Origin of the sequence: Arthrobacter sp. NPDC093128 (genome assembly GCF_040683875.1) — a bacterium.
Lineage (GTDB): Bacteria > Actinomycetota > Actinomycetes > Actinomycetales > Micrococcaceae > Arthrobacter.
On sequence record NZ_JBFBEY010000007.1, the window covers coordinates 206,623 to 231,571 of the forward strand.

At 67.0% G+C, this 24,949-nt stretch carries 21 protein-coding genes and 1 pseudogene; 18 read left to right on the forward strand and 4 right to left on the reverse strand.

The window, feature by feature from the left end; all coding sequences use genetic code 11:
• The 5 genes from AB0N24_RS10780 to AB0N24_RS10800 all read left to right on the forward strand — a co-directional run bounded on the left by AB0N24_RS10780 (position 1) and on the right by AB0N24_RS10800 (position 5,437).
• Positions 1-831, forward strand: a complete 831-nt coding sequence (locus tag AB0N24_RS10780) for an aldo/keto reductase (protein WP_364123604.1) — start codon at positions 1-3, stop codon at positions 829-831.
• 134 nt (positions 832-965) lie between these two features.
• On the forward strand, positions 966-1,229 hold the full coding sequence (locus AB0N24_RS10785; protein WP_214951595.1) for a GlsB/YeaQ/YmgE family stress response membrane protein: 264 nt from the start codon (positions 966-968) through the stop codon (positions 1,227-1,229).
• Positions 1,230-1,380: 151 nt separating this feature from the next.
• Positions 1,381-1,914, forward strand: a complete 534-nt coding sequence (locus AB0N24_RS10790; RefSeq protein WP_364123606.1) for a YtxH domain-containing protein — start codon at positions 1,381-1,383, stop codon at positions 1,912-1,914.
• Between the two features lie 294 nt (positions 1,915-2,208).
• Positions 2,209-4,368 (forward strand): glycogen debranching N-terminal domain-containing protein, encoded by a 2,160-nt coding sequence (locus AB0N24_RS10795; protein ID WP_364123608.1) that lies wholly within the window; start codon positions 2,209-2,211, stop codon positions 4,366-4,368.
• Positions 4,369-4,381: 13 nt separating this feature from the next.
• Complete coding sequence (locus AB0N24_RS10800) at positions 4,382-5,437, forward strand: glycosyltransferase family 4 protein (protein WP_364123610.1); 1,056 nt, start codon at positions 4,382-4,384, stop codon at positions 5,435-5,437.
• Here the strand turns inward: AB0N24_RS10800 and AB0N24_RS10805 are convergent.
• On the reverse strand, positions 5,434-6,333 hold the full coding sequence (locus AB0N24_RS10805) for a putative protein N(5)-glutamine methyltransferase (RefSeq protein ID WP_364123665.1): 900 nt from the start codon (positions 6,331-6,333) through the stop codon (positions 5,434-5,436). The genes AB0N24_RS10800 and AB0N24_RS10805 overlap by 4 nt on opposite strands.
• Positions 6,334-6,740: 407 nt before the next feature.
• Here AB0N24_RS10805 and AB0N24_RS10810 point away from each other — a divergent pair, with 407 nt between their 5' ends.
• Positions 6,741-9,647, forward strand: a complete 2,907-nt coding sequence (locus AB0N24_RS10810) for an alpha-amylase family glycosyl hydrolase (RefSeq protein WP_364123612.1) — start codon at positions 6,741-6,743, stop codon at positions 9,645-9,647.
• A 24-nt stretch (positions 9,648-9,671) separates the two neighbouring features.
• Here AB0N24_RS10810 and pdxA read toward each other — a convergent pair whose 3' ends face one another.
• Entirely contained in the window at positions 9,672-12,185 is a 2,514-nt protein-coding gene (gene pdxA, locus AB0N24_RS10815) for a 4-hydroxythreonine-4-phosphate dehydrogenase PdxA (protein WP_364123614.1), read from the reverse strand.
• Positions 12,186-12,391: 206 nt separating this feature from the next.
• Between pdxA and AB0N24_RS10820 the strand changes: the two genes are divergently transcribed.
• The 10 genes from AB0N24_RS10820 (at position 12,392) to AB0N24_RS10865 (ending at position 22,387) form a co-directional block, all read left to right on the forward strand.
• The gene (locus AB0N24_RS10820; RefSeq protein WP_364123616.1) at positions 12,392-13,966 is read left to right on the forward strand and encodes an ABC transporter substrate-binding protein; all 1,575 of its coding nucleotides are present in this window, start codon (positions 12,392-12,394) and stop codon (positions 13,964-13,966) included.
• A gap of 3 nt (positions 13,967-13,969) precedes the next feature.
• A complete protein-coding gene (locus AB0N24_RS10825; RefSeq protein WP_364123618.1) occupies positions 13,970-14,905 on the forward strand; it encodes an ABC transporter permease in 936 nt (311 codons plus the stop codon).
• A complete protein-coding gene (locus tag AB0N24_RS10830; protein WP_364123620.1) occupies positions 14,902-15,837 on the forward strand; it encodes an ABC transporter permease in 936 nt (311 codons plus the stop codon). The genes AB0N24_RS10825 and AB0N24_RS10830 overlap by 4 nt, the downstream gene beginning before the upstream one ends.
• A 1-nt stretch (position 15,838) precedes the next feature.
• Positions 15,839-16,753 (forward strand): ABC transporter ATP-binding protein, encoded by a 915-nt coding sequence (locus AB0N24_RS10835; RefSeq protein WP_364123622.1) that lies wholly within the window; start codon positions 15,839-15,841, stop codon positions 16,751-16,753.
• On the forward strand, positions 16,746-17,579 hold the full coding sequence (locus AB0N24_RS10840) for an ATP-binding cassette domain-containing protein (protein ID WP_364123624.1): 834 nt from the start codon (positions 16,746-16,748) through the stop codon (positions 17,577-17,579). The genes AB0N24_RS10835 and AB0N24_RS10840 overlap by 8 nt, the downstream gene beginning before the upstream one ends.
• 55 nt (positions 17,580-17,634) lie before the next feature.
• Positions 17,635-18,624, forward strand: coding sequence for an aldo/keto reductase (locus AB0N24_RS10845; protein ID WP_364123626.1), 990 nt, complete (start codon positions 17,635-17,637; stop codon positions 18,622-18,624).
• 86 nt (positions 18,625-18,710) lie between these two features.
• Entirely contained in the window at positions 18,711-19,487 is a 777-nt protein-coding gene (locus tag AB0N24_RS10850) for an aldolase/citrate lyase family protein (protein WP_364123628.1), read from the forward strand.
• A gap of 4 nt (positions 19,488-19,491) precedes the next feature.
• Entirely contained in the window at positions 19,492-20,757 is a 1,266-nt protein-coding gene (locus tag AB0N24_RS10855; protein WP_364123630.1) for an exo-alpha-sialidase, read from the forward strand.
• Positions 20,754-21,482 carry an SDR family oxidoreductase gene (locus AB0N24_RS10860; RefSeq protein WP_364123632.1) on the forward strand — a complete coding sequence of 243 codons (729 nt, stop codon included), beginning with the start codon at positions 20,754-20,756 and terminating at the stop codon, positions 21,480-21,482. The genes AB0N24_RS10855 and AB0N24_RS10860 overlap by 4 nt, the downstream gene beginning before the upstream one ends.
• 110 nt (positions 21,483-21,592) lie before the next feature.
• Positions 21,593-22,387, forward strand: a complete 795-nt coding sequence (locus tag AB0N24_RS10865) for a DeoR/GlpR family DNA-binding transcription regulator (RefSeq protein ID WP_364123634.1) — start codon at positions 21,593-21,595, stop codon at positions 22,385-22,387.
• A 98-nt stretch (positions 22,388-22,485) separates the two neighbouring features.
• Here the strand turns inward: AB0N24_RS10865 and AB0N24_RS10870 are convergent, their stop codons facing one another.
• Together AB0N24_RS10870 and AB0N24_RS10875 are read right to left on the reverse strand one after the other, a co-directional pair.
• Positions 22,486-23,529, reverse strand: a complete 1,044-nt coding sequence (locus tag AB0N24_RS10870; RefSeq protein WP_364123636.1) for an NAD(P)-dependent alcohol dehydrogenase — start codon at positions 23,527-23,529, stop codon at positions 22,486-22,488.
• A 225-nt stretch (positions 23,530-23,754) separates the two neighbouring features.
• The gene (locus tag AB0N24_RS10875) at positions 23,755-24,117 is read right to left on the reverse strand and encodes a carboxymuconolactone decarboxylase family protein (protein WP_364123637.1); all 363 of its coding nucleotides are present in this window, start codon (positions 24,115-24,117) and stop codon (positions 23,755-23,757) included.
• Positions 24,118-24,291: 174 nt separating this feature from the next.
• On the opposite strand from AB0N24_RS10875, the gene AB0N24_RS10880 reads away from it, so the two are divergent.
• Both AB0N24_RS10880 and AB0N24_RS10885 read left to right on the forward strand, forming a co-directional pair.
• Positions 24,292-24,696: a cupin domain-containing protein gene (locus tag AB0N24_RS10880; protein ID WP_364123639.1), complete on the forward strand. Its 405-nt coding sequence runs from the start codon at positions 24,292-24,294 to the stop codon at positions 24,694-24,696.
• Between the two features lie 61 nt (positions 24,697-24,757).
• Positions 24,758-24,949, forward strand: a pseudogene (locus AB0N24_RS10885) (HNH endonuclease); the annotation flags it as partial.

Below are 24,949 nucleotides of genomic sequence, written 5' to 3' on the forward strand. Positions count from 1 at the left end.
ATGGCACTTTCACCAGTGATTGAGCTTAATGACGGACACCGGATTCCCCAGATCGGGCTGGGAACCTGGCCGCTGGACGACGAACAGGTGACCGCCGCCGTCGTGCAGGCCGTGGAAGCCGGTTACCGCCACATCGATACTGCGGTGAAATACGGCAACGAAGCGGGAGTGGGTAACGGCATCCGCTCGAGCGGCCTGGACCGGTCCGAGCTTTTCATCACCACGAAACTGGACGGCGAATTCCAAGGTCAGGACAGGGCCGTGGCCGGACTGGACGGCTCACTCAGACGCCTCGGCCTGGACTACGTGGACCTGCTGTTGATCCATTGGCCCCTCCCCCGGCGGGACGAATTCATCTCCACTTGGAAAACTTTTGAACGGCTGCAGGCCGACGGCAAAGTACGTTCAATCGGCGTCTCCAACTTCAAGCCTGCGCACCTGGAAAGACTGATGGACGCCTGCGACGTTGTGCCGGCCGTCAACCAGATCCAGGTCAGCCCGTCCATCACCCGGATAGTGGATATCGCCTACAACCGGCGGCATGGAATCGTCACCGAGTCGTACAGTCCGCTGGGCGCGGGCAGCGACCTCCTGAACGCCCCAGTACTGGGAAAGATCGCCCAAAAGCACGGCAAGACCCCTGGCCAGATCGTGCTCCGCTGGCACATTGAGCAGGGCCTCGTTGCCATCCCCAAGTCGGCCAATCCACAACGCATGAAAGAGAACCTGGGCATCTTCGGCTTTGCTTTGGACACGGGCGACGTAACTGCCATCGCCACGCTGGACGGAGGTGACGAGTCCGGAGTTAATTCTGACGTCCAAGGTCACTGAAAGCCGGTGCTCCCCGGAAGTTCACAGGTCCGCCGACTGGCAGATTAATACTAAGCATGATTAGTATTAGGTAGAAGGATGAAGCGTGCCCGGGATCCGGGCACCTCCTCAATGAAAGAAGAAGGAACGATAAAATGGGTTTTTTCGCATTTCTGATTCTGGGCCTTATCGCCGGAGCCATCGCTAAGGCAATCCTCCCCGGCCGGCAGGGCGGCGGCATCTTCATCACGCTGCTGCTCGGTGTGGTCGGTGCCCTCCTGGGCGGACTGATTGGCGGCGCGCTCTTCGGCGTTGGCATCAACGAGTTCTTCTCGCTGTCCACATGGCTCCTGGCCATTGGCGGTGCGATCATCGTCCTGCTTGTTTATGGCATGGTCACCAAGCGCACAGCCCGCTAAAGCGGAGTCTGGCCTGAAAAGACGGCACCGGGATTCTTTCCGGGGCCGTCTTTTCATTCCACGGCCCTCTATTCTGTGGCCTTTTGTTTGTGGGCAACCCCTTGAACGGTCCGCCCGAGTACGGAACCTTCTCACGGAGCAGGAGTACAACATGAAAGCAAAACTTCTTTTTGGTACAGGTGTGGCAGCTGGATTCATCCTGGGATCAAGGTCCGGCCGCGCCGCCTACGAGAAAATCAAGGCACGGGCTGCCGCCCTCTGGGACAGCAAACCGGTCCAGGACAAAGTGGCTGCCGCGACCGAGGCGGTCAAGGAAAAGGCTCCCGAAGTCTCTGACCAGCTGACCGAGGCCGCCCGCCGCGCAGGCACGGTCATCAGTTCCGCCGTGCACCGTGACAACGCGGCCGGCACCAGCAAGAACAGCACCAAGGACAGCCCGGCGAAAAGCGGCGATTCGAGCACGGAGAGCCTGCTCCCGGCCGGCGACTACGTCCCGTCCCACAGCACGCACCCGGAGACCGTCAACCTCGGCACCTCGGACGGCAGCACACCTGAAAGCGGCACCCCTGACGTCACCAGCGATCCGGCGCTGAATGACTCCACCGGCCAGGACTGGTCCGACGAAGGCGGCGCCACGCCTGCCGGCCCCGCCACGAACACCAACCCTGAGCGGACTTCGAGCTAGCCCACGGAGTCAAGCCTCAACGGGGCGGGGTCCTCCCCTGCCGGACGCATTGTCCGGCCAGGGGAGGGCCCCGTTTTCTGTTCCCGGCGGCGCTCCTTCGTTCCGGCTGCACCTGCCCTGTTTGCGTCCCTGCCGGGCCTCAAAATCCTTGCCCGAAGTCAGCCGGAATTTTAGAATGTGGTTGGCTAAGCAGTCAGCCATTGAATCCTCGGTCCGGAGTGAATTCATGAGCTTTCGACGCCTGGCCCCAATCCACGCAACCTCCCCGGCGCATCCGGCTCGTCGGCGGCGGCCATGAACGGCTGGAACCTGGACACCGCCGGATCAATCGGCCACCACGCAGTGACCATTGTTGAAGGATCATCCTTCTTTATTTCGGCCGGGAACGGCGACCTGGACCTCACCTTGGCGCACGGCGCCTTCTATCAGGACACCCGGATCATCTCGCGCTGGAACCTGATGATCAACAACCACCTGGTGGAAGAACTCGCATCGGTGAACCCCGAACCCTACCGGGCAGTGTTCACCGGCCGTGCGCCCCAGCCGGACGGAGCGGCCGACCGCCCCATGGTGATCGAGCGTGACCGGCAGGTGGGCGACGGCGTCCGCGAGACGCTGACGGTGCACAACTACTCCAGCGCCCCCGCACCCTGCAGCATCAAACTGGCGGTGGAGGCGGACTTCGCGGACCTGTTCGAGGTTAAGGCTGGCCGGAAGACCCGACAGCTGCGGCCCTCCCACAGGCCGGAGGGCGACCGGCTGATCATCAGCGGCCGCCACAACGGCAGGCTGCTGGCTGTGACGGTCAGGGCTTCGGGCGGGGATGTGAACCGGCACGGCGTGATGTACAAGGTGACAATTCCGGCGAAGGGATCCTGGACCGCCACCATTGTGGCCACGCCAAGCTCGGACGGCAGTGAACCGGCGGGCAAGTTCTCCGCCGGCATCCCGCAGCACGAGTCGGTTCCCGCGCTTCGGCACCGACGCTGGGGCGCCGCTGCACCCCAGGTCAGCATGGACAATCCCGTGCTCGAAAGGGTACTGCGCCAGAGCCAGCAGGACCTGGGCTCGCTACGGATCGCGGACCCGGCGCATCCGGACCGCACGGTTACTGCCGCGGGAGCCCCGTGGTTCATGGCCCTATTCGGACGCGACTCGCTGCTGACCTCCCTCATGGCGCTTCCGGTGGATCCCACGATCGCGCTGGGCACCCTCCAGACCCTCGCCGAACACCAGGGCCAAAAGGTCAACAAGCTCACCGAGGAACAACCCGGACGGATCCTCCACGAGGTGCGTCTCGGTTCCGGAGCCGCCCTGTCGCTGGGCGGGGACACGACCTATTACGGGACGGCGGATGCCACTCCGCTGTTCGTCAAGCTCCTGGGGGAAGTGAGCCGCTGGGGGCTGGAGGCCCGGGCAGTGCAGGAACTCCTGCCCAGTGCGGACCGTGCGCTCGACTGGATTACCAGCTATGGCGACCGTGACGGGGACGGCTTTGTGGAGTATGAGCGCGCCACCAGGCACGGGCTCCTCAACCAAGGCTGGAAAGACTCCTACGACGGCATCAACTTTGCGGACGGCACTCTCGCCGAGCCGCCCATCGCCCTGTGCGAGGTCCAAGGCTATGTCTACAGCGCCTATGTGGCCCGGGCACTGCTGGCCCTGGACGCCGGAGACCCCGCCCTGGCCCGCATCTGGGGCGACCGGGCTGCCGAACTGAAGGAGGAGTTCAACCGCAGGTTCTGGCTGCCGAAACGCGGTTACTTCGCCGTGGCCCTGGACAAGGACAAACGGCCCGTGGATGCCTGCGCCTCCAACATGGGGCACTGCCTGTGGTCGGGCATCGTGGACGATGACAAAGCGGCCCTCGTGGCGCGGCGCCTGATGGAGCCGGACATGTTTTCCGGCTGGGGAGTCCGTACGCTGGCTTCCACCATGGGTGCTTTCAACCCCGTGAGCTACCACAACGGCTCCGTGTGGCCGCACGACAATGCCCTGATAGCCGACGGGCTGATGCGCTACGGTTTCGTCGAGGAGTCCCAGCGCGTGGCGATGGCCATCTTCGACGCCGCGGAGGCTTTTGGCGGCAGGCTCCCGGAGCTTTTCTGCGGTTTCCCGCGCGAAGCGGGCCGGGCCCCGGTGGACTACCCAGCGTCGTGCTCACCGCAGGCCTGGGCCTCGGCCACCCCCATCCACCTCATCCGGGTCCTGCTGCGTTTTGATCCGTCCGCCTCCACCGGCCGGCTCTGGCTGAGCCCGGCCTTCCCTGACGGATTCGGCTACCTGCGGAAAGAACAGGTGCCGCTGGCCGGTTCCCGGCTGACCATCGAGGTTTCGGAAAACAACGCACACGTGACGGGGCTGCCGCCGTCGATTGAGCTGCATCTGGGGACGCAGGAACCCCTGACGGACCTCATTAGGGTCCACCATGACCCCGGCCGGAAGGCTGGCTGATGTAGGAGGCACAATGCGTATTGGCATCGTAGCGCCGCCCTGGATTCCTGTTCCCCCACCAAGCTACGGCGGGACGGAATCGGTGGTCCACACGCTTGCCGTGGGCCTCGCGGAGGCAGGGCACGACGTCGTCCTCGCCGCCTCGGGCGATAGCACCTGCCCCGTTCCGAGGGTTCCAAGCCTCCCGGAATCGTCGGGTCTCTGCATGGATTCGGGCAGGCAGGAGATCCTGCATGTCCTCCGCGCCTACGAAGCGATGCAGGATGTGGACATCGTGCATGACCACACACTGCTGGGTCCGCTGTGCCGGCGGAGGGTGCCCGATGTTCCACGCGTCACCACCCTGCACGGGCCGTTCGACGACGAACTTACGCAGATTTACCGCGCCATGCACGACGAAGCCTCACTGGTGGCCATCTCGCTGCACCAGGCATCCACCGCCCGGGGAGTGAAGATCGACGCCGTCATCCACCACGGCATCGATCTCCGGTCCGTCCGGTTCAGCCCGTCGCACAATGGCGGAGCCTGTTTCCTGGGCCGAATGCACCCGAGCAAGGGCCTCCTCCAGGCCATCATGGTGGCACGCCAGGCGGGCATCCCGCTGCGGATCGGCGCGAAGATGCGCGAACCGTTTGAACAGGATTACTTCCACGACGTGATCGAACCGCTGCTGGGCGCGGATATCGAATACCTCGGCGAGCTGGGCACCGCTGACAAGTACCGGCTGCTGGGCGAATCCGTCGCAATGCTGAATCCGATCCAATGGCCGGAACCGTTCGGGATGGTCATGATCGAGGCACTGGCCGCCGGCACCCCGGTAGTGGCAACGCGCCGGGGTTCGGCGCCGGAAATCATCAGCGACGGGGAAACAGGGTTCCTCGCGGACAGCCTCCAGGGCCTCGCGGAGTCGCTCCAGGGCTGCGTCTGGCTGCGCCGCAGTGACTGCCGGCGGGCGGCCGAGCAGCACTTCAGTTCACAGCGGATGGTCCGGGAGTACATCCAGTTCTATTCGGGGCTGCTGGCACGATCACCGCGGGCCGCTGAGGAGCAGACCGCCGTCGGATCCTAGCCAGTCCTGCCGGTCGCCGCAGTTCCGATCGCTGCAGCGCCGGTCGCCGCAGTGCCGATCGCAACAGTGGCGTCCAGCTCCGGGTCGCTCGCCAGCCGGGCTGCCAGTCCTGCCTGCCGCATGAGCCCGATGGTCTGCCGTGCCTGGCCCAGGCTCGTCTCGATCAGCACGTGGCCGCCGGGTGCAAGCCAGTCCGTTGCCCCGGCAATAACCCGCCGCTGGATGTCCAGCCCGTCGGGACCGCCGTCCAGGGACATCCGCGGTTCGTGCGTGCGGGCCTCCGGCGGCATGGTCCCGATCGCCGCCGTGGGGACATAGGGCGCGTTGGCCACCAGGACCCTGATGCGGCCGCGGAGCCCGGGCGGCAGCGGGTCGAAGAGGTCGCCCTCATGGACGCGGCCGCCGGCCGGCTCCAGGTTGTGCCTGGCGCAGCGCACTGCGTTGGGGTCCAGGTCCGAGGCGTGCAGTTCGATTCCGGCCAGGCGCGCTGCGAGGGCAGCCCCCACGGCACCGGAGCCGCAGCAGAGGTCGACGACGGCGGCGCGGCGGCCGCCATCGTCGGAACCGCCGTCGGAACTCCCGCCGTCGTCGGAACCGCCGTCGGAAGCGCGGAGCAGCAGCTCCGCCTGACGGACAAGGAACTCGGTCCGGCGGCGGGGCACAAAGACGCCTGTCGCCACACCGATGCGGAGCCCGCAGAATTCAGCCCAGCCGAGGATGTGTTCAAGCGGAAGTCCGGCGATGCGCCGTTTGATCATCGTTTCCAGCTCCGCGGCTGAGGTTGCCGCCTCTGCGAGCAGGCGGGCTTCGTCCTCGGCAAAGACGCAGCCGGCAGCGCGGAGACGGCGGACCGGGCCTTCCGGACTGTCCGCAGTCCCGGTGCGGCCGGTCCGCAATGTGCTTTCTGATGGCAAGTACAGGCTCCCTCAGCGGCAGGCGGTGGGATTCATGCTACCGAACCGGGGACGGTACCAAGCAACCTTGGAATTTGCTGGAAAATGTCAGTGCAAGCGCTTACAGTGTGATTTGGCTCTCAGGAGCCGGTCTCCCGCATCGTCCTTCACAGCAGCAATGTCGCTTACCGGAAGGTTTCCTCATCGTGTTTTCCCGCAGTGCAATCCACAAGAATCCACCCTGCAAAAATTCACCCCCCAAGCCACCTGCCAGACGTGCCGCCGCAGCGGTCGCGGCGCTGGTTATCGCGGCCGCGCTGGCGGCACCGGCTAACGCGTTACCGGCCAGCGCGGCGCCGGAGCCGAAAGACCCCGGCTCCCCGTCGGCCGCCCATTCGCTCCGCGCACCGGTGACGGATGAGAACTTCTACTTCGTGATGGCGGACCGCTTCAGTAACGGAAGCAGCGCGAACGACGACGGCGGGCTCGGCTCCGATCCGATGGTCTCCGGCTTCGACCCGACGAAAAAGGGCTTCTATAACGGCGGTGACCTTAAAGGGCTGCTTGACAAGATCGAGTACATCCAGGGCCTGGGCACCACGTCCATCTGGCTGACACCCAGCTTCAAGAACAAGGCGGTCCAGCCCGAGGACAAATCGGCCGGTTACCACGGCTACTGGGTCACCGACTTCACCCAGATCGACCCGCACCTGGGGACCAACGACGAACTGAAGGCGCTGATCGACGAGGCACACTCGCGCGGGATGAAGGTCTACTTCGACATCATCACCAACCACACTGCGGACGTGATCGGCTACGAGGAAGGCAACCGGGCCGCCTACATCTCAAAGGATGCGGCGCCCTACAAGACGGCCGCCGGCGAGGAGTTCGATGACCGTGACTTCGCCGGATCGGAGGACTTCCCCGCACTGGACCCGAAAACGTCCTTCCCCTACAAGCCCAAGCTGGAACCAGGCGAGGAAGAGCTCAAGGTTCCCGCGTGGCTCAATGATCCCGCGCTTTATCACAACCGCGGCGACACCACCTTCCAGGGCGAGGACTCTTTCTACGGCGATTTCTTCGGCCTGGACGATCTCTTCACGGAGCACCCGAAAGTGGTCGACGGAATGGTGGACGTCTACGAAAAGTGGATCGGCGACTTCGGCGTGGACGGCTTCCGGATCGACACGATGAAGCACGTGAACGACGAGTTCTGGCAGGAGTTCGGGCCCAAGGTCCTGGACTACGCCAAGGAACAGGGCAAGGACGAGTTCTTTATGTTCGGCGAGGTCTTTGACACGTCCAAGAGCTTCACGTCGCAGTTCACCACCCGCAACAAAATGCAGGCCGTGCTGGACTTCCCGTTCCAGGACGCAGCCAGGAACTTTGCTTCCCGGAGCCAGGGGGCGGCCCAGCTGGAGGCGTTCTTCGCCGCGGACGACTGGTACACCGACGCCGACTCCAACGTCTACCAACTCCCCACGTTCCTGGGCAACCACGACATGGGCCGGATCGGCAGCTTCATTGCCGCGGACAACCCGGGCGCGGACGACGCCGAACGCGTTGCCCGGGACCGGCTGGCCCACGAGCTGATGTACTTCTCGCGCGGCAACCCCGTGGTGTACTACGGGGACGAGCAGGGGTTCACGGGTCCCGGCGGGGACCAGGATGCCCGCCAGACACTCTTCGCCAGCCAGGTGCCCGAATACCTGGACGATGACCTGCTGGGAACCGACGCCACGCATGCCACGGACAACTTCGACACCGGCCATCCGCTCTACAGCAAGATCAGCGAACTCGCCGCGCTGACCGCCGGGCACCCGGCCCTGCGCGACGGCGCCCACCAGAACCGGTACGCCTCGGACGGTCCGGGAATCTACGCGTTCTCCCGCACGGACGCGGCGGACCAGCGCGAATACGTGGTGGCGGTGAACAACAGCCGGACCGCACAGACGGCGGCCGTTCCCACGTACATTGCCAAGCGCACGTACAGCCGGATCTACGGCGACGCCGGCTCCGCAGCGGAATCCAAGTCGGCCGCCGACGGCAAGCTCGCCGTCACCGTCCCGCCGCTTTCCGCAGTCGTCTACGAATCGTCAGGCCGGATCCCGCACTCCAAGGCGGCTCCCGCCGTCGTGCTTCAGGAGCCGGCAACAGCGGAAGGCGACAACGGCAGGATCCGGGTGGCGGCCGACGTCGACGGTTCCTCGTTCTACGAGGTCAGCTTCGAGGCGCGGACAGCGGGCGGAGAATGGGAGCCGATCGGCACGGACGACACCGCCCCGTACCAGGTGTTCCACGAGGTCACCGGGCTGAACCCCGGCACGGCCGTGGAATACCGCGCGGTGGTCCTCGACAACGGCGGGCACACCTCCGCGAGCGCGGCCCGGACCGGCTCTGTCCCCTCTCCGGTCCTCGTGATGCAGAAACCGGCCGAGGGCAGCAGCGTGGACGGCAAGGTGGAAGTCAGTGCCACCGCCAGCCCGGAGAAGCCTGACTACACGGTCAGCTTCGAGCGGAGCGTCGACGGCGGCGGCTGGGCTGCCATCGGTTCGGACAGTTCATCGCCGGCCTACACCGTCTTTGACGATGTAGCGGCGCTGGGCCTCGCCGACGGCACCGCCGTCCGGTACCGGGCCACGATGGCCGCACCGGGCGCGGCGAACGTGGTGAGCGATATCCGGACCGTGGTGGCCGGCGAGATTCCGCAGCCGGATACGGTCACGGTGGCCGGCAGCCTGAATTCCGAGCTGGGCTGCCCGGGCGACTGGCAGCCTGCCTGCGGGCAGGCCTCCATGGCGCTCGACCCGGCGGACAAGGTGTGGCGCCTCACTGTTCCTGACCTCCCGGCGGGGACGTACGAGTTCAAGGCCGCCATCAACGGCGGCTGGGACGAAAACTACGGGGCAGGCGGCGCCTTCAACGGCCAGAACATCGTGCTGGAGCACCCGGGAGGTGCAGTCACATTCCGGTACGACCACACGACCCACCTGCTCAGCCCGGTCTACGCGTCGCAGCAGCCCGGTGCAGTGGCCGCGGCCGGCAGCATGAATTCGGAGCTGGGGTGCACGGAGGACTGGATGCCGGCGTGCGACCAGGCCCAACTGGTGCTGGACCCCGCCGACCTGGTCTGGAAGCTGTCCGTACCCGGCCTTCCCGCCGGCACGTACGAGTTCAAGGCCGCCCTGGACCGGTCGTGGGCTGTGAGCTACGGCTCCGGCGGCTCCCCGAACGGCGCCAACATCAGCCTGACGCACGACGGCGGCCCCCTCACCATCCGGTACGACCACTTCACCCACGTGATGACTGCCGGATAGGGCCGCCGCTGGGACCCGGCGCTCCTACATCCGGAGCGCCGGGCTCGGTGACATCTCCGCTGCCTGGCGAAGTGCTTCGATCATGCTGCGCACGTCCACGACGCCCTTGCCCGCAATGTCGAACGCGGTGCCGTGGTCCACGGAGGTACGGATGACCGGCAGGCCGACCGTGATGTTGACGCCGGCCTCGATGCCAAGGACCTTGACGGGACCGTGCCCCTGGTCGTGGTACATCGCGACGATCAGGTCGTAATCGCCGCGGCCGGCCAAGAAGAAGGCGGTGTCGGCCGGGAGCGGACCGATGGCGTCGACGCCGTCGGCCTGCAGCTTTTCGATGGCCGGGGTGATCTTCTCGGCCTCCTCGCCGTACCCGAACAGGCCGTTCTCCCCGGCGTGCGGGTTGATGGCGCAGACGCCGATTTTGGGGTTGGCGATGCCGGCGCGCTGCATGGCTTCGTAGCCGCGCCGGACGGTCCGTTCCACCAGGCCGGGCTCGATCTTGTTGATGGCATCGATGAGGCCGATGTGCGTGGTCACATGGATGACTTTGACCTTGGGCGTGGACAGCATCATGGACACTTCTTCGATGCCCATGAAGTGCGCCAGCAGTTCGGTGTGGCCGGGGTAGATGTGTCCGGCTTTGTGCAGTGCCGCCTTGTTCAGCGGCGCCGTGCAGATGCCCTGGACGTCGCCCTTCATACCGAGCTCGCAGGCGATGCGGATGTAGTGGTAGGCGGCGTTGCCTGCCTCGGCGGATTCCTGGCCCCAGGGCAGGTCCTTGGACAGCAGCTTGGGATCGATCACGTTGATGCGGCCAGGCTCAAAGACGGCTTCCTGCACGGTCTGGACCTCGACGATGTCGGGAGTGACACCGAGGGCCTTGGCGCCGAGTTCAAGCCGGTAGACGTCGCCGATGACCACCGGGCGGCAGTCGCGGTAGGCGTTTTCCGCCAGCAGCGCGCCCACTGTCACTTCGGGGCCGACGCCGGCGCCGTCGCCCATGGTGAGGGCGATGAAGGGTCGGGTGTCCTGCTCGGTTTCGTTCACTACAGCTGAATTCATTACTGCTCCAGATTTCTCGGAAGGGCGGTCAAGTGTTTGTTGGGTTGATTGGCCGGCAGCGGGCGAAGCCCGGCGGCTTTGGATCAATTGGTGAAGTTGGGTCAGCGCGTGCCGGTCGCCGAAGCTGCCGGGTTTGGTGCCCACCAGCCTGCCGTCGTCGGCGAGGCTGACCACGGCTCCGTGCTGGACGGAGTCGAGCGGTTCCAGGGCGGTGATGCCGAGCGCGTCGAGTACTTCCCGGGCGGTTTCGCCGCCTGTGAGGATGAGGTCGGGTTTGAGGATGAGGCCGGGTTTCGTCCCGGCCGTGTGGTCCGCCGCTGGGCCCGTCTCTGGGTCTGTCCCCCGGAGGATGCCGGAGACAAAGCGGGCCAGGTTGCGGACGATCACGCCCGCCTCGCCGGGATCGACCCGGTCCGCCGCAACGGTCAGGGCTACTGCCGCCCCGGCCGCGAGCGCATCCCTGGCGCGCTGTGCCTGCGGCTGCTGCGCCGCCGGGCGGCCAAGCTGCTCCGGCCGGAGCCCGAGCAGCAGGAAACCCGCAGCTTCGAGGTCCTGCAACTGGCTCCGTGCCGTGTCGGAGGCGGAACCGACGACGGCGAGGACTGGCCCGGGGCTCCCTTGCGGCACAGCTGCCGGAGTACCGGTGACCGCGTCGCGCTGCTGCCCGGGCACATCGGGCTCCGCTGACTGCGTGTTACGCGCAGGATGCGCTCCGACGCTGCGTGCCAGGAGATCTGCAATCCCCCCGGTACCCGCGAGGACCACCCGTCTGCCGCCTGCCGTGAACTCCAGCCGGACAAGCGCGTCCACAACGGCCGCCAGGTCCGCCCCGGTCTCGCCATCGGCCACCACCACGGCAGGGGCAGGCCCGGACAGGATCCTGCCCAGCTGCACGGGAAGCTGTCCCGACCTCACAACATGGAGGTCCAGGAGATCAGCTGCAGGGCCCTCCGCTTGCTGCAGCAGGTCCCGCACACTGGCCGGCGGGGCAGCTGTTTCGGCCGCCCAGAGGCCGGTCCGGTCCAGCGGAACGCCGGCCACCACGGGCTTGCCCCCTACAACGGTCCTGCCCAGCTGGGGAAGGGCGCCGGCAACCACCACGTGCAGCCCCAGAGCCGTCAGCGCGCCTATTTCCGCGCCCACGTTGCCCCGCCAGAGCGAGTCGAGCTTCTTGAAAAGCACCCCTGCCGACGCTGCGGCGGAGCCTCCGAACACCCCGGCAACGGCTGCTGCGGCCGCCCCGCCGGAGAGGTTCCGGGAGTGGGTGTCGACAACCACGACGTCGGCCGGCGGCGCTGCCTGGCCCGGAAGTTGAGCCGGCGCGATGGCCGGCGGTGCTGCATGGCTGGGAAGTTCAGTCTGGCCCTGCACCCCGGAGCCAAGGAGGACCCGCGTAGTAAGGCCCTGGCGGGCAAAGCACTGCCCTGCTTCGGCGGCGCCGGAAAAGTCGTCGGCCTGGATGAGCACAGCTGTCACGTTCTCCTCCTCCCTCGGAATGTTGTGAAGAACCATCCGGCGTTCCGGGCCCTGGGGTCCGTACGTCCGATAGCCACCATCATGACACTTCTGCGCGAAATGCGCCATAGGTGTTGCGCGAAACGCGCAACAGTGGCAGAGTGATCCATGTAACACGGCACAGGCCATCCGGCCGCCAGCCGTCCCGTTCTACCGAGAGGTCAACGATGACCGTTCTTCCTCAAGGAAGTGAGATTTCACGGCGCCGCCTCCTGCAGTTCGGCGCAGCCGCCGGTTTTCTCCTGGGCACAGGCGGCCTCGCCGGATGTGCCGGTCCCACAGGGCTGCCGGGCCCAAGTACTTTGACCCTGGCCCTCAACCGGTCACTGGTCAGCCTGGACAACAAGCTCAATCAGTTTGACGCCGCCGTCACCGTCCAGCGCGCGGTGCGCCAGGGACTCACGGCCATCGGCCCGGAAACCAAGCCGGTGTTGGTCCTTGCGGACCGCTTCGAAATGACGTCCCCCACCGCGTGGACCGTCCGGCTGCGCGAAGGCGTCCGCTACTCCGACGGCACGCCGGTCCTGATCGAGGACATCGCCACGGCCCTGAAAATGTACCAGCAGGTGCAGGGCTCGTTTGTGGCCGGGTTCTTCCCCGAATTCCCCGCCGTGGTCCCCGTTGACGACCGGACCTTCCGGATGGAGTCCAAGAAGCCCATCCCCATCCTGGACTCCCTCATGAGCATGATCCTGATAACTCCCGCGGCACGGAACAAACCGGAAGAACTGCAGGAAGGCGTCGGCACCGGCCCGTACATCGTCACCAAGTTCAACCGCGGGGCCGGCACATACAGCCTCCAGCGGAACGAGAACTACTGGGGTCCCGCGCCCGAGGTGGAAAACGTCGAGGTCCGGTTCCTTCCCGAGGAATCCAGCCGCGTCATCGCCCTGCGCAGCGGCGAGGTGGACATCATCGATTCCATCACGCCCGACTCGAGGGAGCAGCTCGCCGGACTTCCCGGCGTCGAACTTAAAGAGGCGTCCAGCCTCAGGCTGAACCAGATCTTCTATAACTTCCGCAAGCCCGCAGGACACCCCCTGGCCGACCCCCGGGTCCGCGAGGCGCTCAGCTGGGCCATCGACGGCGAGTCCCTGGTCAAGGACGTCCTGGTGGACTCCGTCAGCCAGGCCGATGGGGTCACGCCCTCAAGCCTCACCGGGTACCACAAGACGGGGACGTACACCTACGATCCGGAGAAGGCCAAGGCCAGGCTCGCGGAGCTCGGCGTCAAGGACCTCACGCTGAAGATCATCTGGGAAACCGGCGAGTTCGCCGGTGACACCTCCATCATGGAAGCCCTGGTGGAAATGTTCGGCGCCATCGGCGTGAGCACCCAGCTTCAGCAGTTCGAACCCGGCGGCAACATCCTCGCCTGGCGCCAGGGCAAGCAGGGCGATTGGGATCTGCTGGGCAACGGCTTCAGCAGCCCCACCGGCCTTGCCATCACCATGATGCAGGGCATGTACGCCGGCACTGCCGAAAAGGAAAAGACCCGGGACACTTACCAGGGCTATGTCGTCCCGGACGTGCAGGCCAAGATCCAGGCGGCATCCTCCGAAGTGGATCCCGTACGCCGGCAGGAGCTGATGGCCGTGGCACAGCAGGCCATCTGGGACACCTGGCCGTGCGCCTGGGCCTTCGTACCGAAGTCCGTGCTCGCCCACCGGGAGCGGGTGTCCGGCGTCAGCCTGGCCCCCACCAACTCCTACCCGCTTGTTGACGTCCGGCTGGAGGCCTGAGCCATGACTAACTACATCCTGAAGCGCCTCGGACAGGGTCTGCTGACCGTGTTCCTGACGGTTTCCACCGTGTTCATCCTGATCCGGATGGCCCCCGGCGATCCTGCGGTCTCCTATGCTGGTCCGCTGGCCACCACAGAACAGCTCGCCAAGGTGCGGGAACAGTTCGGCCTGGACCGCCCGGTCCTGGAGCAGTACTGGATCTTCCTGCAGCAGCTCTTCACCGGCAACCTCGGAACGTCCTACTCGTTCCAGGCCCCCGCCATCCAGGTGGTGGCTGAACGGATGCCGTACACCCTGACGCTGGCCACCGCGTCCATCCTGCTCACCGCAGTGGTGGCCATTCCACTGGGCGTCTGGATGTCACGCCGGCCGGACACCGGCCGCGAACTCGGCGTCAACGTGCTGACCATAGCCGGCCAGTCCATGCCCGACTTCTGGACCGGCATCATGCTCCTTACCGGGTTCGCCGTCCTCATCCCCATCTTCCCGGCCTCCGGCTTCGCCACCTGGGGCGGGCTGGTCCTGCCCACCATCACCATCGCCATCCTGCAGATCGCCCTGATCTCACGCATGGTCCGGCGAGAAATGACCACCAACTTCGCTGCCCCCTACCTGACAGTGGCCCGGTCCCGGGGCGTCCGGAACTCGGTGCTGACCTGGCGCTACGCCATGGGCAACTCGGCCATCCCGGTCTTCACGGCACTCGGCACCCGCTTCGCCGCCATGCTCAACGGCGTGGTGGTGGTGGAAGTGGTGTTCGCCTGGCCCGGCGTCGGCTCCCTCATTGTGCGGGCACTGGAAACCCGCGACTACCCCCTCATCCAGGCAACGGTCCTCCTCACGGCCCTCCTCGCAGTGGGCGTCCAGCTGGTCATCGATCTCGCCTATCCGCTTCTCGATCCCCGCGTTCGTCTTGGAAAGGCGGCAACAGCATGAGCCTCAGCGACACCGCAACCCCCACCGCCGGTTCTGCCGGCCTGCCGACCCGGCAGCCGAGCCCCAGCGCCGTCACCAAGGCGGACATCGCCAACGCCGGCGCCACCCGGCGTCGGAATGCCGCCAAGTGGAAGCTCGTTGTGGGCGCCGTCTGCACACTGCTGGTCATCATCCCCATCCTGCTGGCCCAGGTGCTGCCGCTGCCGGACGCCAACTTCCAGGATCTCGCCGCGCGGCGCCTGCCGCCGTTCACGGACGGCCACCTGTTCGGAACCGACCAGCTGGGGCGCGACCTGCTCTCCCGGGTCCTGCACGGCGGCCAGGTCTCGCTCACCATCGGCGTGCTGGCAGTACTGGTCTCCGGCGCCATCGGCATCATCCTCGGCGCAGCCGCCGGCTACTTTGGCGGCTGGGTGGACACCATCGTCTCCCGGCTCCTCGAGGCCCAGATGTCCCTGCCGCTGCTCATGATGCTGCTCCTGGTGGTGGCACTGTTCGGCCCTTCAATCCCGGTCATCACCTTCGTGATCGCCATCGCCCAATGGCCCGAAGTGGCCCGGCTGACCCGGTCCATGGTGCTGGTGGAACGCGAAAAACCCTACGTCTCCGCGGCCCGGATCCTGGGCCTGCACCGGGTGCAGATCCTCATCCAGCACATCATCCCGAACGTCATCAAGCAGGCCACGCTGGTTGTCCTGCTCCTCCTGGCCCAGGCCGTTCTCCTGGAAAGCGCCCTCAGCTTCCTCGGCGCCGGCCCGCAGCGTCCGTTCGCCACCTGGGGCCGCATCATCTCCGACGGCCAGGACTACATCACCACCTCATGGTGGATGGTCACCCTGCCCGGCCTGGTGATCGTACTCATGGTGGTTGGCGTGAACCTGCTGGGCGACGGCCTCCGCGACCGTCCCCGCCGCAAGAAGAAGGGTGCCTGACATGAACGCACACACCGACACCACAGCACCTGCTGGCTCCGGTCACGGCGACTCCGGCCACAAGGAGCAGCCGCTGCTGGAGGTCCGCGACTTCCAGGTTGAACTGATCACCGACGCCGGCATCATCCGCGCGGTGGACTCCGTCAGCTTCAGCATCCACCGGGGCGAGACCGTCACCATCATCGGTGAGTCCGGTTCCGGCAAATCGACGACGGCGATGGGTATCCTCCGGCTCCTGCCCGAGGACCTCGCGGTGCTCTCCGGCACCGTGCTGATCGACGGCGTGGACATCACAGCTGATCCCAAGGCAATCGGCAGGGTCCGCGGCAAGACGCTGGCCCTGATCCCGCAGGACCCCATGACGGCGCTGAGCCCGGTGCACTCGATCGGCAGCCAGCTGTCCGAGGCCATCCGGATTGCCGGTGCCGCCTCCGCCAAGGACAAGGACGCCGTCAAGGCACGCGCCATCCGCCTGCTGGAGCAGGTCCACATCCCCACCCCGGATAAGCAGCTGAAGAAGTACCCGCACCAGCTCTCCGGCGGCATGCTGCAGCGTGTGCTGATCGCCATCGCCCTGGCCAGCGAACCCCAGCTCCTCGTGGCGGACGAACCCACGTCCGCGCTGGACGTTACCGTGCAGGGCGGCATCCTGGACCTGCTTCTGGAGCTCCAGGAGCAGCGCGGCATCGGCATCCTGATGATCACGCACGACCTCGGCGTCGCCCGGCTGATCTCGGACCGCATCCACGTGATGAAGGACGGCTCCTTCGTGGAGTCCGGCGACGTCCAGCAGATCGTGGACCACCCCGCCACGGAATACACCCGCAGCCTGCTGGCCGCCGTGCCGGTCCTGGGCCCCTGGGACGAAACTCCCGCCGCCACCACCCTGACCACAACTGGAGCCAGCCATGAGTAAACCGTTCCTCTCCGTCGAAAACCTCGTGGTGGACTACCACGTGCCCGGCGGAACCTTCCGGGCGGTGGACGACGTCTCCTTCTCGGTGGACAAAGGCAAAACGATCGCCATCGTCGGTGAATCCGGCTGCGGCAAGTCCACCATCGCCAAGGCGCTGATGCGGCTGGTGACACCGGCCAGCGGGCGGATCGAACTGGACGGAACGGACATCGCCGCCATGAGCGAGGCCAAGCTGCGGCCGCTGCGCTCCAAGTTCCAGATGGTGTTCCAGGACCCGTACGGTTCTCTGGATCCGCACCTCACCGCCCAGGAGATCGTGGCCGAGCCGCTGAAGCTGCAGGGCGTTCGGTCCCGGGCCGAGCGGAACAAGGAAGCGGCCAAGCTGATCGACCAGGTGGGCCTGCCGGCACAGTCCCTGGACAAGCACCCCGCGGAATTCTCCGGCGGCCAACGCCAGCGGATCGGCATCGCCCGCGCCCTGGCCTCGAAGCCGGAGCTGCTGGTCTGCGACGAGGCCACCAGTGCCCTGGACGTCTCGGTCCAGGCCCAGGTGCTGCGGCTGCTGAAGTCCATCCAGGACGAAACCGGCATCACCTACGTGTTCATCTCGCACAACCTTGGCGTGGTGCAGGAGATCAGCGATAGCGTCATGGTGATGCAGCGCGGCAAGCTGGTGGAATCCGGCCCCACCGCGTCCGTCCTGACGGCGCCCAAGGAGGACTACACCCGCAAGCTCCGCCGCGCGGCCCTCGACCCGTCCACCATGCGGGGCCTCAAACCCCGGCACCTGGTCCGGTCGCTGGCGCTGGCCGATCAGCCTGGCTGAAGCGGCCAAACCAAACCCGATCCCGAATCCCACTGCAACCACGAGGAATCAACGCATGAGCAAGCAGCCAGAAGGCACTCCGGTGGACGGCTTGAAGCTACCCATCTCCCGGCTCGTCCTGGGGACCATGACGTTCGGCGACACCGCCGATGAGGCCACCGCCGGGCGGATGGTGGACGAGGCGCTCGACGCCGGCATCACCACCATCGACACCGCCAATGCCTACGTCGGCGGCGCCACCGAGGACATGCTCTCCCGTCTCCTGAAGGAGCGGCGGGACGACGTCATCCTCGCCTCCAAGGCCGGCATGCCGCACCCGGACCACGGCCAGCACTCGCCGCTGTCCCCCGAAGGGCTGCGCAACAGCGTCGAGGGCAGCCTCCGCCGGCTGGGCGTGGACGGCATCGACCTGTTCTACCTGCACCAGCCGGACCGGGCCACGCCCCTGCACGACACGCTGCGCACCGTGGCGGAGCTCGCCGCCGAGGGCAAGATCGGCGCCCTGGGCGTGTCCAACTTCGCGGCGTGGCAGATCGCCGACGTCATCCACGTGGCCCGCGAGGTCGGCGCACCGCGGCCGGTCGTGGCACAGCAGCTGTACAACCTGGTGGCCCGGCGGGTGGAGGAGGAATACCTCGAATTCGCCGCCACGCACAACGTCCACACCATGGTCTACAACCCCCTGGGCGGCGGGCTGCTCACCGGCAGGCACAGCTTCGAATCCAAGCCGTCCGAGGGCCGCTTCGGCGACTCCAAGCTTGCTGCCATGTACACGCAGCGCTACTGGGACAAGCAGCTGTTCGAGGCCGTCAACGCGCTGGCCGGCATCGCGGAGAACGCCGGAATCACTCTGGCGGAACTGTCGCTGCGCTGGCTCGCGTACCGGGACGGCGTGGGCTCCATGCTGCTGGGCGGCTCCAAGGTGGAGCAGCTCAGCGCCAACATCGCGGCCGTGGCCAAGGGGCCGCTGCCGGCAGAGGTGTCCGAAGCCTGCGACGCCGTGGGCGCCGGACTCCGCGGCCCCATGCCCGCCTACAACCGCTGACCCCTCCCCGCAAGCACGCGGTACCGGCACCGCAAACAGCCGGCACCGCTCCAAGCACGCACACTGACTGAAGGTAGAAGATACAGATGACATCGGAACTCGCCCTCGAATTCGCCCGTAAGATCCGCGCCCGCGAGCAGGCGGTCGGCTACTGGGCCGTGCTGGACGCGCCCGTGGCCACGGAACGCATCGGTCGGCTGGGCTACGACTACGTGGCACTCGACGCGCAGCATGGCCTGCTCGGCTACTCGGGCGTGCTCAACGGGCTCATGGCCATCGACGCCGGGCACACCGCCGTCGGCATGGTGCGGGTTGAGGACAACAACCTGACCTCCATCGGCAAGGCGCTGGACGCCGGCGCCGTCGGCGTGATTGTCCCGCTGGTCAACACGGCGGCTGACGCCGCCGCGGCCGTTGCCGCCGCCAAGTACCCGCCGATGGGTGGCCGCTCGTACGGGCCCATGCGTTCCGCGCTGCGGATCGGTCCGGTTCCGGCCGAGGCGAACGCCGCCACGCTGGTGTTCGCCATGATCGAGACGCCGGACGGCCTGGCGAACGTCAAGGAGATCTGCGCGACGCCGGGGCTCGACGGCATCTATGTGGGCCCTTCCGACCTGGCCATTGCCGTCGGCGGCGCGTTCCCCGGTGACCCCGCCATCGAAGCCGAATTCAACGCCGCCCTGGAGACCATCGCCGAAGCCGCGGCCTCCGCAGGGGTCGCCGCGGGCATCCACACCGCTTCAGGCGACATCGCCGCCCAGCGGCTGCGCCAGGGCTACACCTTCACCACGGTGGCCTCCGACCTGACCCACCTGGAGCTGGCCGCCAAGGCCCACCTGGCCGCCGCCAAGGCAGAGGGCTGAGGCCATGCAGACAACCAACGGCACTGAGTACAGCACCATCAGCCCGGACGGATCCGTCAAGCACGCCGACGGCGCAGACTTCGCCTACCTGCCCGCACCCACAGTGCAGAGCCACGCCGCGAACCTGCTGACCCTCCCGGACGGACGCCTGGGATGCGTCTGGTTCGGCGGAACACAGGAAGGCGTGCCGGACATTTCGATCTGGTTCTCCACCCTGGAACCCGGCAGCACGCAGTGGTCCCCCGCGGAGCAGCTCTCCAATGACGGCGCCCGCTCCGAACAGAACCCCATCCTGTTCACCGCGCCCGACACCTCACTGTGGCTGCTGTACACCGCGCAGAAGGCGGGCAACCAGGACACCGCCGAAGTCCGCCGTCGGACGTCCACCGACAGCGGGCGGACGTGGGGGCCGGTGGAAACGCTGTTCCCGGCGAACGAAACCGGTGGCGTGTTCGTTCGCCAGCTCCCGGTGGTGCTGCCGTCCGGCCGCCTGATCATCCCGATCTTCCGCTGCATCACCACGCCCGGGGAAAAGTGGGTGGGCAACAGCGACGACAGCGCCGTGATGATTTCCGACGACGGCGGCGCCAGCTGGACCGAACACGTCCTGCCAGGCAGCCTGGGCTGCGTCCACATGAACATCCAGCCGGTGGCCGACGGCTCCCTGCTGGCCCTGTTCCGCAGCCGCTGGGCGGACTCGATCTACGAGTCCCGTTCCACCGACGACGGCACCACCTGGAGCGAGCCGGTCCCCACCGAGCTGCCCAACAACAACTCCTCCATCCAGTTCACGGCGCTGGCCGACGGGCGCCTGGGGTTGGTCTACAACCACAGCCGGGCAGAGGAGAACACCGAACGGCGGCTTTCGCTGTACGACGAGATCGACGACGACGGGCTGGCTGAGGAACAGGGGCAGATTACCGAACCGGCTGTGCCGGCCGGCGGCGCACTCACCGGTTCGGCTACCGCCGACGGCGGGGAGCGGAAGGCCTTCTGGGGCACCCCGCGCTCCCCCATGACATTGGCCATCTCCGAGGACTCCGGCCGCAGCTGGCCCATCCGGCGCAACCTGGACGTGGGCGACGGCTACTGCCTGTCCAACAACTCCCGGGACGGCCTGAACCGCGAGTACTCCTATCCGTCCATCCACCAGGGCCCGGACGGGGCACTGAACATCGCCTACACGTACTTCCGCCAGGCCATCAAGTTCGTGCGCGTGGATCCGCAGTGGGCCTACGGGGGAAGCACCACGCCCGGCGGCGACTCGTGAGCAACGCGGTTGCGGACGCCGTTGCGGACGCGGTTGACGCCGCCGGGAGGGACCGCCGGCACGCGGTGGTCACCGGCTGCAGCTCGGGCATCGGCAAGGCCATCGCGGAGCGGCTGCTGGCTGATGGCTGGAACGTCACCGGGCTGAGCCGCAGCGAGCCCGTTCTGGGGCTAGGCTTCCGGTGGCTGCACGCGGACCTCTCCGATCCGGCGTCGCTGGCGGAGTGCGTGGCCGGCGTCGGCCCTGCCGACGCCCTGGTGCACGCCGCCGGATACCAGCGGACCGCCGTCCTGGGCGAATTGGATCCGGAGGCGCTGGCCGGGATGTTCACGGTGCACGTGGCCGCCGCCAGTGCGCTGGCGAACGCCCTGGTGCCGCACATGCCCGACGGCGGCCGCGTCCTGCTGATCGGCAGCCGGACCTCCACGGGATCGCCCGGCAAGAGCCAGTATGCAGCGACCAAGGCGGCCCTGCTGGGAATGGGCCGCACCTGGGCGCAGGAGCTGGCTCCGCGCGGCATCACGGTCAACGTCCTCTCACCCGGGCCCACGGACACCCCCATGCTGGCCGATCCGGGGCGGGCTGCTACGCCGCCCAAGGTGCCGGCACTGGGGAAGCTGGTGGACCCCGTTGACGTGGCGGCCCTGGCGGGTTTCCTCCTGGGTGACCACGGGAAATCCATCACCGGCCAGAACTACGTGATCTGCGGCGGCGCGTCCCTGTGAGCGCGCCCTAAACCGCACGGACCAGCGCCGGGCCGAATAGCATGGGACAGCCTGACCCACCGCCAGGCCCAGCTGCGGAGGCATCAGCCGCCGCCGAAGGAGAGCCAGAGATGACCACCGCCAAAGCCAGGCGCGAAGAGATCTACCACCTCGCCGTGACCACCGGCCTCGCCTCCGTGGAGGAGCTCTCACGCCATTTCGCCGTGACGGCCTCCACCATCCGGCGGGACCTGGCCCAGCTCAACGAGCAGGGGAAACTGGCACGCACCTATGGCGGCGCCGTGGCCCTCGGGGCGCACCCGGAGCCGTCCCTGCGGCAGCGCACGGGCGAGGCCTTTGAACAGAAGCAGGCCATTGCGGCCTGGGCGGCCAGCCAGGTGCACGACGGCGAAATCATCCTGCTCGACGGCGGATCGACCGTGGGCGCCCTGGCCCACGCCCTGCGCGGCCGGGAAAACCTGTCCGTCACCACCCCGGGCATCAACACACTCCAGGAACTGGCTGACTCCCCCGGCATCCAGGTGGACTGCCTGGGCGGCCGGCTTCGGGGCGTCAGCCAGACCTTCGTGGGCCCGCTCGCCGAAGCGACCCTGGAGCGGATGAGTTTCGACCGCGTCTTCCTCGGGGCGGACGCCGTCACGGCCGACGACGGGCTGTGCGAGGCAGACCACGCGCAGACCAGGCTCAAGGAGCTGATGGCACGCCGCGGCGACAATGTGTACGTCCTGGCGGACTCCACCAAGCTCGGCAAGCGCCCGTTCCATGCCTGGGCACGGATCCCGCTCCCCTGGACGCTCGTGACGGATTCCGGGGCGGACCCGGGGCAGGTGGAGCTCTTCCGGAGTACGGGCGTGGCGGTCCAGCTGGTGGACGTTAACCGCGAAAGCAGTGCCGCCCTCTCCTGAGGACGGCACTGCTTCGGGTTATGGCCTGGCGTGGCGCCGCTTCGGGTCACGACCTTGCATGGCGCCCCCCTTGGCGGCGCTGCTCTTTTGTTGCCTTCTTAGACCAGGGTGGACGTGTCGATGACGAAGCGGTAGCGGACGTCGGAGGCCAGGACGCGTTCGTAGGCGTCGTTGATCTTCTCGGCCGGGATCACTTCGATCTCGGCGCCGAGGTTGTGCTCGGCGCAGAAGTCGAGCATTTCCTGGGTTTCGCGGATGCCGCCGATCGCCGAGCCGGCGAAGGAGCGGCGGCCCATGATGAGTGAGAAGACGTTCACCGGGAGCGGTTCCGCCGGGGCGCCGACATTCACCAGGGCGCCGTCGAGGGTCAGCAGCTGCAGGTAGGAGCTGATGTCGATCTTGGCGCTGACGGTGTTGATGATCAGGTCGAAGCTGCCGGCCAGGCCCGAGAAGGTGTTCTCGTCGCTGGTGGCGTAGTAGTGGTCCGCGCCCAGTTTCAGGCCGTCCTCCTGCTTCTTCAGCGACTGCGACAGCACGGTGACCTCGGCGCCCATGGCGTGGGCGATCTTGACGGCCATGTGTCCGAGCCCGCCGAGTCCGACGATGGCAACCTTCTTGCCGGGTCCGGCGCCCCAGTGGCGCAGCGGCGAGTAGGTGGTGATGCCGGCGCAGAGCAGCGGCGCGGCGACGTCGAGCTCGATGCCCTCCGGGATCCGCACGACGAAGTCCTCGGTCACCACGACGTGGGTGGAGTAGCCGCCCTGGGTGATGGTGCCGTCGCGGTCCACGGCGCCGTAGGTGCCGGTCATTCCCTTGAGGCAGTACTGCTCCTCGCCCTTCTGGCAGTTGACGCATTCGCGGCAGGAGTTGACCATGCAGCCGACGCCGACGCGGTCGCCGACGGTGTGCTTGGTGACTTCGGCGCCGACCTCGGTGACGATTCCGGCGATTTCGTGGCCGGGGGCCAGCGGGTACTGCTGGGGTCCCCAGTCGCCGCGGACGGTGTGGATGTCGGAGTGGCAGATGCCGGCGTATTTGATCTCGATCAGCACGTCGTGCGGGCCGACGTCGCGGCGTTCGATGGTGGTGGGAACGAGGGCTCCGTCAGCGGACGGGGCAGCGTAAGCGTTGGCGGTAAGCAAATTTTTCTCCAATGTTGGGTGGGGTATTCGTTTGGTTGGGTGGAAGTCTTAGGGGCGAATGAGCACTTTTAGCGCTGTACGGTCCGCCATGGCCCTGTAGCCGGCGGGGACGTCGTTAGGAGGCGACATCGCTGAGGGCCACAGTCTGGTCAAACACCTTGCCGCGCCGGATTGTTCCCGTAGGATGTCCGGCCTGAGTTCTTCGATGAACTTGGCCGGGGCCGGTCAGCCGGCGCGCCCCGCCGTCGTGGTTTCCTCCGTGGTGGCCTGTTCTGCAAGGACTTCCTTAAGTGCCGTGGCGGCGGTCATGGCGTTCGGCCACCCCGCGTAGAAGGCCAGATGGGTGATGGCCTCCACCAGTTCGTCCGCGGAGAGTCCGTTGGAAAGTGCGAGGCGCAGGTGGGAGGGAAGCTGTCCTGTCCGATACAGCGCGGTGAGCGTCGCGACGGTGATGAGGCTGCGGTCCCTGGGTGAGAGCCCGGGCCGCGCCCAGACGTCGCCGAACAGCACGTCGTCCGTAAGCTGCGCCAGTTTGGGCGCAACATCGCCGATGAGCCGCTGGGCCGGCGAAGGGGTCTCTGTTGCCATGGTGGTGCTCCTTAGGAGGTTTTCGGTGCTTATCCAGCAAACCGCGTCCTCTCCGCGCGGGGAAGGTTCTGCTGGTACAGGTACTGACAGGGCCTCCCTCGGGCCACGGAACGCTCCTAGGGTGGAGCGCGTGCCGTTCCCACAGGGGCGGGCACCATCGATTGAGGAGAACTGTTGGAAATCCAGCCCAAAACGCCAAGCAACAAGGGACCGGCGGAGATGTTCACCGGCGACGTCTGGTTCGACGTCATCGCCAAGGGCGATGACCCGTCCCGGCTGCGGGTGAACATGGTCCGTTTCTCGCCGGGCGCCCACACCGCGTGGCACTCGCACGCGAACGGCCAGACCCTGCATGTGACCGAAGGCCGCGGCCTGGTCCAGTGCCGCGGCGGCGAGGTCATCGAGATCCGTCCCGGCGACACCATCTACACGCCGCCGGGCGAGGAGCACTGGCACGGCGCCGCCCCGGGCCACTTCATGTGCCACCTTGCCATGTGGGAAGCCTTGGGCGAAGGCCAGGAGGGCCCGGAAACAGCGTGGGCCGAGCACGTGATTGACGAGGAATACGGCAAGAACTAGGGACCATTTCCCTGCCAGAGAAGCGGGCCTTTTTGTCACACCCTTCTGCGAGAGTTAACCCATGGAAGCCGTGGGGGATCTTGCAGCAGGAGGTGCGTTGCGGTGGGCCGTGCCCACTGCCGCTTCTGCTGTTCAGCCCACTCCGGCCGCGCGCGTCCGCGGCCTGCGCAGTGTCCCCGCGGGACTCCAGCATCCGGATGCTTTAGCGTCCGACGGCGGCGGGTCCGGTGATCTGGCCCGGTGCCTTGAGCTG

Excerpts from the sequence above, each read along its gene's own strand:
- AB0N24_RS10780 (WP_364123604.1), top strand. The coding sequence starts at position 1 with ATGGCACTTTCACCAGTGATTGAGCTTAATGACGGACACCGGATTCCC.
- AB0N24_RS10785 (WP_214951595.1), top strand. The coding sequence starts at position 966 with ATGGGTTTTTTCGCATTTCTGATTCTGGGCCTTATCGCCGGAGCCATC.
- AB0N24_RS10790 (WP_364123606.1), top strand. The coding sequence starts at position 1,381 with ATGAAAGCAAAACTTCTTTTTGGTACAGGTGTGGCAGCTGGATTCATC.
- AB0N24_RS10795 (WP_364123608.1), top strand. The coding sequence starts at position 2,209 with ATGAACGGCTGGAACCTGGACACCGCCGGATCAATCGGCCACCACGCA.
- AB0N24_RS10800 (WP_364123610.1), top strand. The coding sequence starts at position 4,382 with ATGCGTATTGGCATCGTAGCGCCGCCCTGGATTCCTGTTCCCCCACCA.
- AB0N24_RS10820 (WP_364123616.1), top strand. The coding sequence starts at position 12,392 with ATGACCGTTCTTCCTCAAGGAAGTGAGATTTCACGGCGCCGCCTCCTG.
- AB0N24_RS10825 (WP_364123618.1), top strand. The coding sequence starts at position 13,970 with ATGACTAACTACATCCTGAAGCGCCTCGGACAGGGTCTGCTGACCGTG.
- AB0N24_RS10830 (WP_364123620.1), top strand. The coding sequence starts at position 14,902 with ATGAGCCTCAGCGACACCGCAACCCCCACCGCCGGTTCTGCCGGCCTG.
- AB0N24_RS10835 (WP_364123622.1), top strand. The coding sequence starts at position 15,839 with ATGAACGCACACACCGACACCACAGCACCTGCTGGCTCCGGTCACGGC.
- AB0N24_RS10840 (WP_364123624.1), top strand. The coding sequence starts at position 16,746 with ATGAGTAAACCGTTCCTCTCCGTCGAAAACCTCGTGGTGGACTACCAC.
- AB0N24_RS10845 (WP_364123626.1), top strand. The coding sequence starts at position 17,635 with ATGAGCAAGCAGCCAGAAGGCACTCCGGTGGACGGCTTGAAGCTACCC.
- AB0N24_RS10850 (WP_364123628.1), top strand. The coding sequence starts at position 18,711 with ATGACATCGGAACTCGCCCTCGAATTCGCCCGTAAGATCCGCGCCCGC.
- AB0N24_RS10855 (WP_364123630.1), top strand. The coding sequence starts at position 19,492 with ATGCAGACAACCAACGGCACTGAGTACAGCACCATCAGCCCGGACGGA.
- AB0N24_RS10865 (WP_364123634.1), top strand. The coding sequence starts at position 21,593 with ATGACCACCGCCAAAGCCAGGCGCGAAGAGATCTACCACCTCGCCGTG.
- AB0N24_RS10875 (WP_364123637.1), bottom strand. The coding sequence starts at position 24,117 with ATGGCAACAGAGACCCCTTCGCCGGCCCAGCGGCTCATCGGCGATGTT.